This window comes from Phenylobacterium sp., assembly GCF_030697925.1.
Classification (GTDB): Bacteria; Pseudomonadota; Alphaproteobacteria; order Caulobacterales; family Caulobacteraceae; genus Phenylobacterium.
Genome location: NZ_JAUYOJ010000173.1, coordinates 25,042 through 38,345, shown reverse-complemented (window position 1 = coordinate 38,345; position 13,304 = coordinate 25,042). Strand labels below are relative to the sequence as shown.

Below are 13,304 nucleotides of genomic sequence, written 5' to 3'. Positions count from 1 at the left end.
GACGCCCCGCCCGCACGTTTTTTAATCAAGTGATGAATTGGCGCCACAGCCCCGCTAGCTGGGCGCTGACTTTCCGACGATCGCCTCGAAGCCGGCGGCGCAGTAGTCGAACAGCCGGGCCCGCACCGCGGCCAAGTCGGTCGAGCGACAGAGCCCCTCGGAAAGTTGGTCGATGCGGCCAGTCTCCGACAGGGCCAGCATCATCGAGCCGGTGAGGAACTGGTAGCCCCAGTAGAGGTCGGCGAGTTCGGCCCCCGGCATCACCTTCTTCAGGGTGTCGATGAACCGGTGGACCACGGGGTCGAAGTACCGGTGCATGGTCTCCCCGCCCCAGGCCGGGGTGTTGTTCACCAGGGCCACCAGCCGGAAATAGTTCTTCCAGCCCGCCTCGGCGGTCAGGGAACGCTCGATCAGCGGGCCGATGAAGGCCTCGATCACGCCGCTGGCTGTCATGGTTCCCGGATGAGCGGCCTCGTAGGCGGCCATGGCCTGCAGGCGCTCGGCGTTCAGTATCTCGGCGCGGCGGGCGAAGACCGCGTCGAACAGGTCGCGCTTGGAGCCGAAATAATAGTGGATCAGGGCGGTGTCGACGCCAGCCTCGGCCGCTACCTGGCGTGTGGTGACCCCGTAGAAGCCGTGTCCGGCGAACAGCAGCTCGGCGGCGTCGAGGATAGCGCCGCGCAGGTCAGGGCCCTCCCCCTTCCGACGGCGACCGCGCGAGGCGGCGATGGGACGCAGGACCGGGGTGGTCATGGCTTGGCCCGCTCGTCGACGAGACAGGTGACCGCCACGTCGGCGGTCACATTGCCCACAGTGCGGAAGATATCCGGGATGGTCTCCACCGCCAGCAGGATCGGCAGCAGTTCCAGCGGCACGCCCATGATCAGACAGATGGGGCCGGTGGTGGTGAAGAAGGTGATCTGGCCAGGCAGGCCCACCGAGGCCAGGCTGATCACGGCGGCCACCCCGACGCCGGCGATCAGCAGGGCGACGGTGAGGTCTACGCCGTAGACGTGGGCGCAATAGATCGCCACGCCCAGATTGGCCGCCGGGCTGGTAATGCGGAACAGCGAGACCGCCAGCGGCAAGACCACGCCGCTGACCCGCTCGGGCGCGCCGAGCTGCGCGGCGCCGGCGATCATGGCCGGCAGAGAAGCGATCGAGGACTGGGTGGAGAAGGCCACCACCTGGGCCGGCGCCACGGCGCGGGCGAAGGCGAACAGCGGGACCCGGGCGACCAGCGCGATCAGATAGGCCAGTAGAGTGACCGAGATGCAGACGCCGGACAGCAGCAGGATGTAGTGGCCGAGCGCCCCGGCGGCCCCGAAGCCCGCCTTGGCCCCGACGATGAAGGCCAGGGCCAGGACGCCCACGGGCGCGACCCACAGCACCCACTGGACCAGCACCAGCATGGTGTCCATCACCGCCTGGAACACCGCGATCAGGCCGGTCTGCAGGTCCGCCCGGATGCGGGTGGCGGCCAGGCCGAATAGCAGGGCGAACACCACCAGGGGCGCCATCTGGGCGGTGGCCGCGGCCTCGACGGGATTGGTCGGGATGAAGGCGCGCAGCCAGGCGCCCATGGTCGGGAAGTCCGGCACCTTGTCCGTGGAAGAGCCCGCCGCCTCGCGCAGGCCGGCCACGGCTTCAACGGGCGCGGGCCACGCCGCCAGGACCGCGCTCAAGGCCACGGCGCAGAAGCTGGCCGACAGCACCAGGAAGAGCGCGAAGAAGGCGAGCGACTTGGCCGCCGTCCCGCCCGCGGCGGCGGTGCCGGCCGCCGAGGCGATTCCCACCACCAGCAGCGAGAAGACCAGCGGCACGATGGTCATGCGCAGGGCGTCCAGCCACAGCCCGCCCACCGGCTCGGCCACCGCCAGGATGTTGTCGAGGAACCAGGCGTCGGCGAGCGCAGCCCCCAGGATCAGGCCGACCACCAGGCTGGCCAGGATGCGCAGGGTCGATTGGCCGGCGGCGGCGCGGAGGGCGGAGATGAACGAGGCCATCGCCCGAACCTAGAGCGTTCGCGGGGCTTGGAAACCGGTTTCGCGCGAACCCTAGGCGAAATCCTTGGCCAGCTCGGCCCGTGTCGCCGGTCCGAGCACCGCCATGTGGGCATAGGCCTCGTGGTCGCAGCCCACCAGGATCGCCACGGCGGGATCGCGGAAGACCGCGATCTGCTCGGGCTTCAGCGGGAAGCGGACGAAGTGGACCGAGGAGGCCTTGCCGTCCTCACGGGTGCGCTCCACGTCGCCCTCGGGGACGCTCATGACCTTGTCGCCGCCGATCTGCAGGAAGAACAGCTCCTCCACACCGCCCAGCCGGGCCAGCAAAGCCGCGCGCCGAACCGGATCGTCGACCTCGAACATGATGGTCGCCACCAGTTCCGAACCTTGGGGAATCAAGGGGTTGTAGGCCGCAAGCTCATCTGGAACCTGAGCTGCGCCGCCCTTCTCGGTGAGCAGCATCTCCTGGATCTGGAACAACATGGTCTCGAAGGACTCGAAATAGACGGTGCAGCTGGGGCCCAGCGCGATCCGGCGCAGCCGCTTGGCCGGCAGCAGGGCGGCCCGGCGTTCCGCGCGGACCTTGGCGAACTCTTCGTCCGGGATCAGGTCGTCGTGGGTCACCTGGCGAAGGGCGAGCGGCATGGGACCTCCTTCAGAGCGCGCCATAGGCACGGGCGAAAATCTCGATGGGATGGGACTGGCGCGGCTGGGCCTGGTCGGCTCCAGTCTCGACGATCAGCAGTTGGCCCAGGTGCTTGCAGGCGAGCGGGCAGTCGGAACAGAGCTCGGCGCTCGCCTTCTGGGCCACGGCGCGGGCGGCGGGGCGGCCCACCTTGCGCGCGACCGGGTGGGTGGCTTTCATGACGCCGAAGGTGCCGCCGTGGCCGGAGCAGCGCTCCACCACCTCGACGGCGGTGTCGGGGATCAGGCGCAGCATCTCGGCCGATTTCTGGCCCATGTTCTGCGCCCGGGCGTGGCAGGCATGATGCACCGTCACTCCACCCTCGACCGGCGACAGGCCCGGGGCCAGCCCGTGGGTCTTGGCGATGTCGACCACATATTCGCTGATGTCGCGGGTGGCGGCGGCCAGGCGCAGGACCGCGTGGTTCTCCGGCAGCATCAGCGGCCACTCGAACTTCATCATCAGGCCGCAGCTGGCGGTGAGCGCGATCACCTCGTAGCCCTGGTCGATATAGGGGGCGAAGGCTGCGGCGAGGCGTTCCGCACGGCCGGCCACGTCGGCCAGGTCGCCGGCCTCCAGCTGGGGCATGCCGCAGCACTCCGGATAGAGCAGCTCGGCCTGGACCCCTTGCAGGGCCAGGACCCGGGCCGCCGCGACGGCGGTGTCGGGCTGGTTGTAGTCGACGAAGCAGGTGGCGTAGAGCACCGCCTTGCGCTGGCCGACGGCCGGCCCGGCTGGGTTCGGCGGCACCGGGACCTTCAGCCGGTCCGTGGCGGTCTTGGAATGGTACTTCGGCAGCACGGCCTCGGCGTCGATCTGGGCGATGGCCTCGAGCAGCTTGCGCAGCGGGGTGTTCTTGCGCGCCGTGGCCCAGTTGGCCAGGCGCGCCACGGGCTTGGCGAGCTTGCCGTTGCGGTCGGTCTCGCCCAGCTGCTCGCGGATGAACTGGACCTCCCCTGCCCGGCGCTTGGCGGCGCGATAGCGCAGGATCAGGTGCGGGATGTCGATGTCGAAGGGGTGCGGCGGGACATAGGGGCACTTGGTGAGGAAGCACATGTCGCAAAGCGTGCAGGCTTCATCGACCTTGGCGTAGTCGCTCTTGGCCACGCTATCGAGCTCGCCGGTCTTGGACTCGTCGATCAGGTCGAACAGTCGCGGGAAGCTGTCGCAGAGGTTGAAGCAGCGCCGGCAGGTGTGACAGACGTCGAACTGCCGCTCCATCTCCTTCTCGACGGCGGCCAGGTCGTAATAGGCCTCGTCCTGCCAGGCGATGGGATGGCGGAAGGGCGCGTCGAGGCTGCCCTCGCGGGCGGGACTGTCGGCCACATAGACCTCGCAATCAGAAGGCTTCGGGCGGCGACGCTGCGCCGCCCGGCGGGACCTTAGGCGTCCAGGGTGTCCAGGGCGCGTTGGAAGCGGCCGGCGTGGGACTTCTCGGCCTTGGCGAGGGTCTCGAACCAGTCGGCGATTTCCTCGAAGCCCTCGTCGCGGGCGGTGCGCGCCATGCCCGGATACATGTCGGTGTATTCGTGGGTCTCGCCGGCGATGGCGGCCTTCAGGTTGTTGCCGGTGGCGCCGATGGGCAGGCCGGTGGCGGGATCGCCGACGGCTTCCATGAATTCCAGGTGCCCGTGGGCGTGGCCGGTCTCGCCTTCGGCTGTCGAGCGGAACACAGCAGCCACGTCGTTGTAGCCTTCCACGTCGGCCTTCTGGGCGAAATAGAGGTAGCGCCGGTTCGCCTGGCTCTCGCCGGCGAAGGCGTCTTTCAGGTTCTGCAGGGTCTTGCTGGTCGCGAGGCTCATGGTCTTCTCCCTTGAAGCGCGGCGCACCTTGAAGGCCGGTGCGCGAATTCGCCGTCGGCGGAAGTATGGACCGACTACGCGATAGACCTAATCGATTTAATTTATAGGCAGGATTGAGCGGCTCTATCCGACCGCGCCGCGCCCTACCCCGCCTTGGCGAAATAGATCTCGGCCGGGCCGGGGAAGCGGCGCTGGCGGACGTCCTCGGCGTAGCCGGCGACGGCCTTGGAGATCTCGCCGCGCAGGTCGGCGTAGCGGCGGACGAACTTGGGCGTCCAGTCGAACAGGCCCAGCATGTCGTCGGTGACCAGGATCTGGCCGTCACAGCCGGACGAGGCGCCGATGCCGATAGTCGGGACGCTGATGGCCTCGGTGATCTCACGGGCCAGGCCCTCGGCCACGCCCTCGACCACCACGGCGAAGGCGCCGGCGTTGGCAGTGGCCTTGGCCTCGATCAGGATGCGGGCGCGCTCGTCGGCGCCCTTGCCCTTGGCCTTGAAGCCGCCGTCGACGTTCACCGCCTGGGGCCGTAGGCCCACATGGCCCATGACCGGGATGCCGCGCTTGACCAGGTAGTCGATAGTGTCGACCACGATGGCGCCGCTCTCGACCTTCACGGCCTGGCAGCCGGTTTCCTTCATGATCCGCGCGGCGTTGGCGTAGGCGGTCTCGGGCGCGCCTTCGTAGGAGCCAAAGGGCATGTCGACGACCACCATGGCCCGCCGGGCGGTGCGCATCACCGCCTGGCCGTGCAGGATCATCATATCAAGGGTCACGCCCACCGTGTTCGGCAGACCGTGGACCACCATACCGAGGGAGTCCCCCACCAGCATCAGGTCGCAGTGCTCATCCAGCAGTTCGGCCATCGGCGCGGTGTAGGCGGTCAGGCAGACCACCGGCACCCCGCCCTTGCGCGCGGTGATATCCGGGGCGGCGAGCCGCTTGACCGTTTCCTGACGCTGGGCCGACATGAACTAGAACTCCTCGATGACGCGGGTCAGCACGAACCCCATGGCCAGGACCGCAAGGCCGCTGGCGATCCATACCACCGAAGAGCCGTCGGGCAGCGCCGAAAGCAGCTCAACCCGCGGCGCCCATTCGGCCACGCCGGCGCGCAGGACGCGGCTCGACCCCTCCGAGGCGGCCTCGACCTGCCCCACGAAGTTGGAGAGGATGAGCTGGCTCGCGCCGACCACGCCGCCGACCAGGCCGGCCGCGCCGATCAGCATCCGGCGCAGGGTCCAGCCCCGCGCCAGCTTGCGTTCCACCGCCATGGCGAAAGCCTTCTCGTCGGAGAAGGCCGGCGCGTCGCCGAAAAGGCGTTCCAGACGCCGCTCGAATTCAAGCTCAGCCATTGCCCTGCTTCCCTTCAAGTGCAGCGCCGGCAGGCGCCAGTCGCGTTCTGAGCTTCTCCAGACCACGTTTGACATGCGATTTGACCGTTCCAAGCGGCAGGTTCAAGGCTTCTGCCGTCTCGGCGTGGGAAAGACCCGCGCCGTAGCACATGGACACGCACAGCCTTTCGGCCGCTCCCAGCGACTTCAACCCCTCGTCCAGGTCGATCCGCCCCGCCGCATCCGGCTGATGGGCGTCGATGGCGGCGTCCTCGGCTTCCTGGGCCAGGCCCGCCAATCTCCGCTCGCGTTGCAGGCGGCGCAGATAGAGCCGAGCCGCGATCTTCTTGACCCAGGCGGCGAAGGCCCCTTCACCGCGGAACTCGCGGATCCGCTCGAAGGCCGTCAGGAACGCGTCCTGGGCGACGTCGTCGGCCTCGGCCGGCGGGGAGCCCATCCGCCGCAGCAGGCCGCGCACGGCCGAGCCATGCCTGCGGACCAACTCCCCGAAGGCCGCACGGTCTCCCGCCGCCGCCAGGGCGGCCAGTTCCACGTCGTGGAGATTGGCCAGCCTTGTAGTGTTAGCGCCCGACATTTGGGCTTTTCCCCATCCCCTCTAGAGGGCGTTTCAGTTCTTGCCGCGGGTGACGAAAGACAGGGCGATCAGGGCCAGGCCGATGAAGCCCGGGAAGGCGGCGATGCCCAGCAACGGATAGAGGGCGTCGGGCTCTTCGAAACTGATCGCGAAGCCCAGGGCCGCGAAGCCGATGGCCACGCCCAGCCAGACGATGCCGGAGCGGAGATCCTTGTATGGCGAAGGCGGCGCCTTCACGTCGCTGGTCAGGGCTTCGATCACTTCCGGCGGAAGGGTCGCGCCCTTCTCGATAGAGGCCCGCAGGGTCTCTTGCAGTTTCTGGCGTTCCTGGCTCTTGAACCAGCGTGGCGCGATGACGATCGCCGCGATCATGGCGAACATCGTGATTGGGATCAGAATTTCCATCTCGTCTTCCCCTCTTCAGGATTGCCGGGCGTATCAGCCCCGTTCTGAAAGGAAAGAGGCGCCGGGCCCTGCGTACAGATGCAAAGCTTGGCATGAAATGTTCGTCATGATCGCAAACCGAGAGCCGACATGGCTCGACCGTCGGCCAGCAGCAGCACCGCGGCGGCGACCACCAGGGCCGCGCCGGCCGGCGCCAGCCCGCCGCCGACCTGGACCAACACCGGCGCGAGGCTGGGCCATACCGCCCAGAGGACCACGCCGCCCACCAGGCTGAACAGGGCCAGACGCGCCATTTCCCGCCGGAACCGCGCCCGGGCGACCGCCTCCATCACCCCGGCCGAGAAGGCGAGGTCCCTGGCCGGAGGCTCCGAGGCCGCGAAGAAGGCGGCCAGCCTGGCGTCGTCATCGCTCATCACGCACTCCCAAGGCTTCCATGAGCCGCGCGCGTCCGCGCGTCACATGAGACTTCACCGTGCCGAGCGGGAGGCCGAGCGCCTCGGCCGCATCGGCGTGGCTGAACTCCGCGGCCAGACAGAGGGCCACCACGGCCCGCTGCTCCAGCGGCAGGACGGCCATCGCCTGCTCCAAGGCCAGCCGGTCCTCCGGCGCGACCCCTGTTGAGCGATGGTCGGACGACTGGTAGTCGGCCTCCCGTTGTCGGACCCTGCGGCCGGACCGCAGTTCGGTCCGGCACTTGTTGTACCCGATCCCGCACAGCCAAGCTCGCACATTGGCCGCCTCGTCCAGCCGGTCGATCCGCGACCAGGCCGTCAGCAGGGCCTCCTGGGCCAGGTCGTCGGCCAGGGCCCGGTTCCCGCAGGCCCGGCGCAGGAAGGCGCGTAGCGCCTGCTGGTGACGGTCCACCAGTCGCGCGAAGGCCTCCTCCGAGCCGCCCTGGGCGGCGCGGACCAGGGTCGCGTCCAAGGCGGCAGGGTTCATCTGTCACGAAAGCGGGAGGTCACGAGGACCGAGAGCAGGGTCGCGCCGGAGATGCAGACCAGGATCAGCGCCACCAGCCGGAACGGCCCCTCGGTGCCGTTGATCAACGATGCCTCCGCGGCGATCCAAAAGGCTCCGGCCAAGGCGCCCGTGAAGATCACCCTACGGATGTCGTCGTGCCGCGAATGGCGCTTGCTATTGCGGCGGTGACGGCGGCCCAGGCCGCTCCAGTCGCTCTCCTCGTCGTCATCTTCTTCTTCCTGGATGCGCTTCATCAGCTCGGGCGGCGGTTCCTTGCCCTGGGCGGCGTAGGTCTTGATCAGCTCCAGATGCGCGCGCGAACGGCTATAGGCCAACCAGCGGTCCCAGGCGCCGAACGCGAAGGCGGCCAGCGGGAAGATCAACCACCAGTAACTGTGAAACACGTCTTGCATGAGTGATCGCCCCTCCGTTGGAACGGAGAGCCATCTCTCCGTTCCTTCACCCTCTAGTCGCCGCCGCGGCGGGCTTTGGATGCGGAGCCGCGAAAATAATTCCGACTAGCCCAGCGCCCCTTCGTAGATCTCCGGCTTGAAGCCGACCAGCAGGCGCTCGCCCAGGTCCACCACCGGCCGCTTAATGATCGAGGGCTGGGCCAGCATGAGGCCAATGGCCTTCTCCGCATCGAGCCCGACCTTGGCGGCGTCCGGCAGGGCGCGGAAGGTGGTCCCCGAGCGGTTGAGCAGCACCTCCCAGCCGACCTGGCCGATCCACCGTTCCAGCCGCGGCCGATCGATCCCCAGCGCCTTGTAGTCGTGGAAGGCGTAGGCGACACCGCGCCCGTCCAGCCAGGCCCGGGCCTTCTTCATCGTGTCGCAGGCCTTGATGCCGTAGATGGTGATGGTCATCGCGCGCCTCTCCTACGACCGGTCGGGGATCTGCAGGCCGCGCTGGACGGCCGGCCGCGCGAGCGCGCGCTCCAACCAGACCGGCACATGCTCCAGGGCGTCGTATTCGACCAGGTCGCCGGCCTCGTAGAAGCCGATCAGGTTGCGCACCCAGCCCACCAGGGAGATGTCGGCGATCGAATAGTCGTCGTCCATGATCCAGCGTCGACCGGCCAGGCGGCTCTCCAGCACGCCCAGCAGGCGCTTGGACTCGTCGACATAGCGCTGCAGCGGACGCTTGTCGGCGACCTCCCTGCCGGCGAACTTGTTGAAATAGCCGACCTGGCCGAACATCGGCCCGACCGCCGCCATCTGGAAGAACACCCACTGAATGGCCTCGTAGCGCCGCGCAGCCGGGCTCGGGAGCAGCTTGCCGGCCTTCTCCGCGAGGTAGAGCAGGATGGCGCCGGACTCGAACAGGGCCAGCGGCGCCCCGTCCGGCCCGTTCGGATCGATGATCGCCGGGATCTTGCCGTTCGGATTCAGCGCCAGGTATTCGGGCTTCCAGCTCTCGTTCTTGCCGATGTCGACCGGGTGCGGCTCGTAGGGAAGACCGATCTCCTCCAGCATGATGGAGACCTTCACGCCATTTGGGGTCGGCAGCGAATAAAGCTGCAGACGATCGGGATGCTTGGCCGGCCAAAGCTTGGTGATGGGAAAGGCGGAAAGATCCGGCATTCAAGGCTCCAGGGAACGGCGACGGCGCCTGCCGTCGGATCGGATGACCTCCCGTCGAAGTCAAGCGACCAGCGGCCAGCGGCCCAGGTGGGTGTGGCGCCCCCTGCCCTGCTCGCTGGACACCAGGACGATCTCCCGGGCCGACCAGGCGATCGGCGGGTCGAGCATCGTCTCCGGAATCGGAACCTCGTCGTAGGCGACGGTCAGATGGGGCGTGAAGGCGCGCGCGCCAAGCCTCAGTCCGAGGTCCTCGCCAGCATCCTTCAGCCGATCGTGCAGCCCGGTGAGGGCGGCGGCCGAGCCCTCGCTGCAACCGAGGACCACCGAACCGCCGCCGAAGCTGGCGGCCCCGGTGAGCACGACCTCGAACGGTGGGAAGGCCACCGCCGCGGCGATCCGCGAGGCCGCGGCCAGCACGGTGGCGCGCGCGAACGGTCCGGCCGCTACGCCCAACAGTGAGAGATGGAGCCTGGCAGGCGCGCACGGCCGCCACGTCCGGCCGAGACGCCGCCGCAGCCCGAGCTCGAGACGGGAGATCCGGGCGATGGCCTCAGCGTCCGGCAGGAGCGCAAAATAGAGGACGTCGCGCCAGGTCGCCGCCATTGGCGGGCCGGGACGGTCGAAGGCTAGCGGGAGCTGCGCAAGGCCGCCGGGGTCACGCCTCGATTCGTCCCTTTCCCGGCTCATCTGCAGGTTCTCCCCTCGCGCATTGAGTGAGAACAAACATAGAACATGCATGGCGGGAACGGCAAGCCGCCGACCTGGGTCAGGTCGGCAACTTCTCGAATTTCGCCAGGGCTGGATCGAGGCGGTCCCAGGGAAAGCCACTCGCGGTGTAGAACACCATCTGGGGCTTGAATCGACCGGGATCATCGAGGCTCGCCGCATGCACAGAGAAGAAGTCGGGCATGGCCGCTGAGGTCAGATAGACCGGCGATCCGCAGGTTGGGCAGAACGCGTGGGTCTTCACATTGCCGCTGTCGCCGGCCACATCCCAATGCGCCGCCCGGCCCGTGAGGGTGACCTTGTCGCGGCTCGGGAAGGTCAGATAGGATCCGTGGCCCGTGCCGCTCATCCGCTGGCAGTCGCGGCATTGGCAGTCGACTTCCACAAGCGGCTTCTCGGCGATTTCATAACGGATCGCGCCGCAGGCGCAGCCGCCGGCATAGGGCTCGTTCATGTCGATGGTCCTGTTCGTCGGTTTGAGATCAGCTTGAGCCAGGGCGCCAAATGGAAGGCGCTCATCAGCAGGTACATCGTCGTCATTCCGGTCAGCGGTGACGCGGCTGGGCCGGCCGAACAGAGCATGTCGGACGGCCCGCCGCCCATGGCCGTAAGAAGGGCCATCACGGCGAAGGTGGGCGCGGCCGCGAGGCTTAGCCAGCCGGCCGCGCCCCGTGCGGGCGCGCCCTCGCTCATTCCGTTTCTCCTGCGGTGAGGGCGATCGGCCTATCGGCGTCGGCGAGCTAGTTTTCGGGGGTCTTGAACGTCGCCTCGCCGGCGTCGGACACCTCGACCCACTTCGGGTCGGGCGCGGCCTCGGCGGCGTAGTTGTCGTGCCAGTTCCACCATTTGTAGGGCGGGGTCTGGGGATAGCCCTCGGGCGAGTCCTCCCAGACCTCCTGCCGGCCGAGCGGCGTGATGTCGAGATAGCTCCACGTGCCCCCCATCGCCTCGTCGCCGCGGGAGTTGATGAAGTAGGTGCGGAACACGCGGTCGCCGTCGCGGATGAACACGTTCGTGCCGTGCCACTCGTCGACGCCGAAGTCGGCGTCGAAGGCGTCGGTCAAGGTGTACCAGGGGATCTCCCAGCCCATCCGCGCATTAAGGCGCGCGATGTCGGCCTGCGGGGCCCGCGAAACGAAGACGAGCGTGGTGTCGCGGGCGTTCAGATGGGCGACGTGGGCGACCTGGTCGGCCACCATGGAGCAGCCGCGGCAGGCGTGATCCGGCCACCCGAACACCCCGGGCTCGAAGAAGGCGCGGTAGACGATCAGCTGGCGGCGGCCCTCGAACAGGTCGAGCAGGCTCACCTTGCCGTCAGGACCCTCAAATTCGTAGGCCTTCTCCACGGCCATCCACGGCATACGCCGGCGCTCGGCGGCCAGGGCGTCACGGGCGCGGGTCTGGGCTTTCTCCTTTACGAGCAGCTGCTCGCGCGCGGCCTCCCACGCCTGCCGGGAGACGATCGGGGGCGGCTGCATGGCGGGTTGTCCGCCTATCGGCTGGTTCATCGAAACCTCCTATGAGCACGGCCAGGTGCAGGCCGGCAGGTTCCCGCCAAGCGAGTTGACGGGATTATTCTAAGGGCGGCCGCTCATGGCCAAAACGTCATAGTTCCCACAAATTCCGCCATCCGAAGGCCGCGCTGCGACGGCCTTCGGCGATCGGCCAGGGTGCGTCAGGCCTGTTCGGCGGCGATCGAGTCGATCGTCTGAACGACCTTCCTCCAGCCCTCGCTCATGTTCTTGAACGCCGACTCGTTCCTCGGGAGCACGAAGCCGGAATGGACAAGTCGAATGCGGGTCCCGTTGTCCTCGGCCGAGAGCAGGAAGGTCACCACGGTGTCCAGCCGCGAGCCGTATCCGACGTTTCCGTCATGGCCGCCCGTCCAGGCATAGGAGAGGCGTTCCAGCGGCTCGACTTCGAGCACTTCGCAGCGAATGACGCCGTCCCACGCCCCGGCCGGCGTGGTCTGATAGGTGAAGCGGGTCCCCACTGCGGCCCTGAAGCCCCTGGGCTCCATCCTGAGCCATCGGGCCATCATCTCGGGGCTCGTGAGGGTCTTCCACACCACGTCCAGGGTGTGGGGAAACACCTCGTCGACGACAATCTGCTGGGTGTCGGCCATCATCGCGGCGTCGCTCATGGATCTATCTCCTTCAAAAGGCTGCGGAGCTTGTCGAACCCTTCGCGCCAGAAGACGCTGTAGTGGTTCATCCAGTCGAATAGCGGCTCAAGCCCCTCGGGCTGGGCTCGATAGAAGACGTTGCGGCCCTCGGGGCGCTCGGCGACCAGGCCAGCTTGCTTCAGGGACTTGAGGTGCTGGGAGATGGCCCCCTGCGTCACCCCGCTCCCTCGGGTCAGCTCGGCCACCGTGATCTCGTCGGAGCCGACGACGCGTTCGAACACGGCGCGCCGGGTTGGATCGGCAAGGGCGCGCATGACATTGGTTAAGGCGGCGGCTTCGGGCATGGAAATCAATTAGCATTCACTCATTGATGAGTCAACGCTAATGCGTTCGAACGCTCAGCCCGGGCGTCCGTAAGCGGCCAGGAAGACGCGGACGCTATCGACCGCGTGACGACGCAGCGCCGCCGGCTTCGGGATGGACTCATCGCCCAACAGCATCGCGTTGTTCACGGGCTCGCCCATGACCAGCCAGTTGAAGTGCGACGCCGCAGCCCCCGGATCCTCGATCGCCAGCAGGCCCCGCTCGGTCCATCGCGCGAACGCCATGGCCAGGCCGGCGATGGCGCGACCGGGACCGCCGTCGTAAAGCGCCCGCCCCAGCGCCGGAAAGCGGTTGGCCTCGCCGATCACCAGGCGGCGAAGTTGCATCAGCCGCGGGGTCAGCACCACCGTCAGCTGCCGCTCGGCATAGGCCAGCAGCTCCTTTGCGGGATCGTCCTGCTCGCCCAGCCTAGCGATCTCGCGCTGGACCTCGTCGCCCGCCGCCCCGGTCATGGCGCTCACGACCGCGACGAACAACGCCTCCTTGCTCACGAACTGCTTGTAGACGGTCTGCTTCGACACCTCGGCCTGGGCCGCGACATCGTCCATGCTGGCGCCCAGATAGCCCTGCCGCAGGAAGATCTCCGCGGCGGCGTCGAGGATCGCCCGGCGCTTGCGTCCGGAGCGGCCCGGTTCCTCACGTTTCGTGGCGACGGTCGCCTTCGTCATTGCCCTCGGCCCGGTTGACTCGTAGTACTGG

At 68.1% G+C, this 13,304-nt stretch carries 21 protein-coding genes; all 21 read right to left on the bottom strand.

The window, feature by feature from the left end:
- Positions 1–54 precede the first annotated feature (54 nt).
- A complete protein-coding gene (locus Q8Q88_RS16630; RefSeq protein WP_305676299.1) occupies positions 55–753 on the bottom strand; it encodes a TetR/AcrR family transcriptional regulator in 699 nt (232 codons plus the stop codon).
- Positions 750–2,006 (bottom strand): dicarboxylate/amino acid:cation symporter, encoded by a 1,257-nt coding sequence (locus tag Q8Q88_RS16625; protein ID WP_305676298.1) that lies wholly within the window; start codon positions 2,004–2,006, stop codon positions 750–752. Before Q8Q88_RS16625 ends, Q8Q88_RS16630 begins: the two co-directional genes overlap by 4 nt.
- A gap of 51 nt (positions 2,007–2,057) precedes the next feature.
- Entirely contained in the window at positions 2,058–2,651 is a 594-nt protein-coding gene (locus Q8Q88_RS16620; RefSeq protein ID WP_305676297.1) for a DUF3501 family protein, read from the bottom strand.
- Between the two features lie 10 nt (positions 2,652–2,661).
- Positions 2,662–4,017 carry a (Fe-S)-binding protein gene (locus tag Q8Q88_RS16615; RefSeq protein ID WP_305676296.1) on the bottom strand — a complete coding sequence of 452 codons (1,356 nt, stop codon included), beginning with the start codon at positions 4,015–4,017 and terminating at the stop codon, positions 2,662–2,664.
- 56 nt (positions 4,018–4,073) lie between these two features.
- Positions 4,074–4,493, bottom strand: coding sequence for a rubrerythrin family protein (locus Q8Q88_RS16610; protein ID WP_254833444.1), 420 nt, complete (start codon positions 4,491–4,493; stop codon positions 4,074–4,076).
- A gap of 143 nt (positions 4,494–4,636) precedes the next feature.
- Complete coding sequence (panB, locus tag Q8Q88_RS16605) at positions 4,637–5,464, bottom strand: 3-methyl-2-oxobutanoate hydroxymethyltransferase (protein WP_305676295.1); 828 nt, start codon at positions 5,462–5,464, stop codon at positions 4,637–4,639.
- Positions 5,465–5,467: 3 nt separating this feature from the next.
- Complete coding sequence (locus tag Q8Q88_RS16600; RefSeq protein ID WP_305676294.1) at positions 5,468–5,848, bottom strand: hypothetical protein; 381 nt, start codon at positions 5,846–5,848, stop codon at positions 5,468–5,470.
- On the bottom strand, positions 5,841–6,422 hold the full coding sequence (locus tag Q8Q88_RS16595; protein WP_305676293.1) for an RNA polymerase sigma factor: 582 nt from the start codon (positions 6,420–6,422) through the stop codon (positions 5,841–5,843). Before Q8Q88_RS16595 ends, Q8Q88_RS16600 begins: the two co-directional genes overlap by 8 nt.
- A 33-nt stretch (positions 6,423–6,455) precedes the next feature.
- Positions 6,456–6,827: a DUF6249 domain-containing protein gene (locus tag Q8Q88_RS16590; protein ID WP_254833451.1), complete on the bottom strand. Its 372-nt coding sequence runs from the start codon at positions 6,825–6,827 to the stop codon at positions 6,456–6,458.
- A gap of 104 nt (positions 6,828–6,931) precedes the next feature.
- Positions 6,932–7,240 (bottom strand): hypothetical protein, encoded by a 309-nt coding sequence (locus Q8Q88_RS16585; protein WP_305676292.1) that lies wholly within the window; start codon positions 7,238–7,240, stop codon positions 6,932–6,934.
- Complete coding sequence (locus Q8Q88_RS16580) at positions 7,230–7,751, bottom strand: RNA polymerase sigma factor (RefSeq protein WP_305676291.1); 522 nt, start codon at positions 7,749–7,751, stop codon at positions 7,230–7,232. The genes Q8Q88_RS16585 and Q8Q88_RS16580 overlap by 11 nt, the downstream gene beginning before the upstream one ends.
- Positions 7,752–7,762: 11 nt before the next feature.
- Positions 7,763–8,200, bottom strand: a complete 438-nt coding sequence (locus tag Q8Q88_RS16575; protein WP_305676290.1) for a hypothetical protein — start codon at positions 8,198–8,200, stop codon at positions 7,763–7,765.
- Between the two features lie 105 nt (positions 8,201–8,305).
- Complete coding sequence (locus Q8Q88_RS16570) at positions 8,306–8,653, bottom strand: ArsC family reductase (RefSeq protein ID WP_305676289.1); 348 nt, start codon at positions 8,651–8,653, stop codon at positions 8,306–8,308.
- Positions 8,654–8,665: 12 nt separating this feature from the next.
- Entirely contained in the window at positions 8,666–9,370 is a 705-nt protein-coding gene (locus Q8Q88_RS16565; RefSeq protein WP_305676288.1) for a glutathione S-transferase N-terminal domain-containing protein, read from the bottom strand.
- A 60-nt stretch (positions 9,371–9,430) separates the two neighbouring features.
- Positions 9,431–10,057, bottom strand: coding sequence for a 2'-5' RNA ligase family protein (locus tag Q8Q88_RS16560; protein WP_305676287.1), 627 nt, complete (start codon positions 10,055–10,057; stop codon positions 9,431–9,433).
- Positions 10,058–10,136: 79 nt separating this feature from the next.
- On the bottom strand, positions 10,137–10,550 hold the full coding sequence (locus tag Q8Q88_RS16555; RefSeq protein ID WP_305676286.1) for a GFA family protein: 414 nt from the start codon (positions 10,548–10,550) through the stop codon (positions 10,137–10,139).
- Positions 10,547–10,789, bottom strand: a complete 243-nt coding sequence (locus Q8Q88_RS16550) for a hypothetical protein (protein WP_305676285.1) — start codon at positions 10,787–10,789, stop codon at positions 10,547–10,549. Before Q8Q88_RS16550 ends, Q8Q88_RS16555 begins: the two co-directional genes overlap by 4 nt.
- A 47-nt stretch (positions 10,790–10,836) precedes the next feature.
- Entirely contained in the window at positions 10,837–11,604 is a 768-nt protein-coding gene (locus Q8Q88_RS16545; RefSeq protein ID WP_305676284.1) for a DUF899 domain-containing protein, read from the bottom strand.
- A 167-nt stretch (positions 11,605–11,771) separates the two neighbouring features.
- The gene (locus Q8Q88_RS16540; protein WP_305676283.1) at positions 11,772–12,239 is read right to left on the bottom strand and encodes an SRPBCC domain-containing protein; all 468 of its coding nucleotides are present in this window, start codon (positions 12,237–12,239) and stop codon (positions 11,772–11,774) included.
- Positions 12,236–12,565, bottom strand: a complete 330-nt coding sequence (locus Q8Q88_RS16535; protein ID WP_305676282.1) for a helix-turn-helix transcriptional regulator — start codon at positions 12,563–12,565, stop codon at positions 12,236–12,238. The genes Q8Q88_RS16540 and Q8Q88_RS16535 overlap by 4 nt, the downstream gene beginning before the upstream one ends.
- Before the next feature lie 54 nt (positions 12,566–12,619).
- A complete protein-coding gene (locus Q8Q88_RS16530) occupies positions 12,620–13,273 on the bottom strand; it encodes a TetR/AcrR family transcriptional regulator (protein WP_305676281.1) in 654 nt (217 codons plus the stop codon).
- Positions 13,274–13,304: the final 31 nt, after the last annotated feature.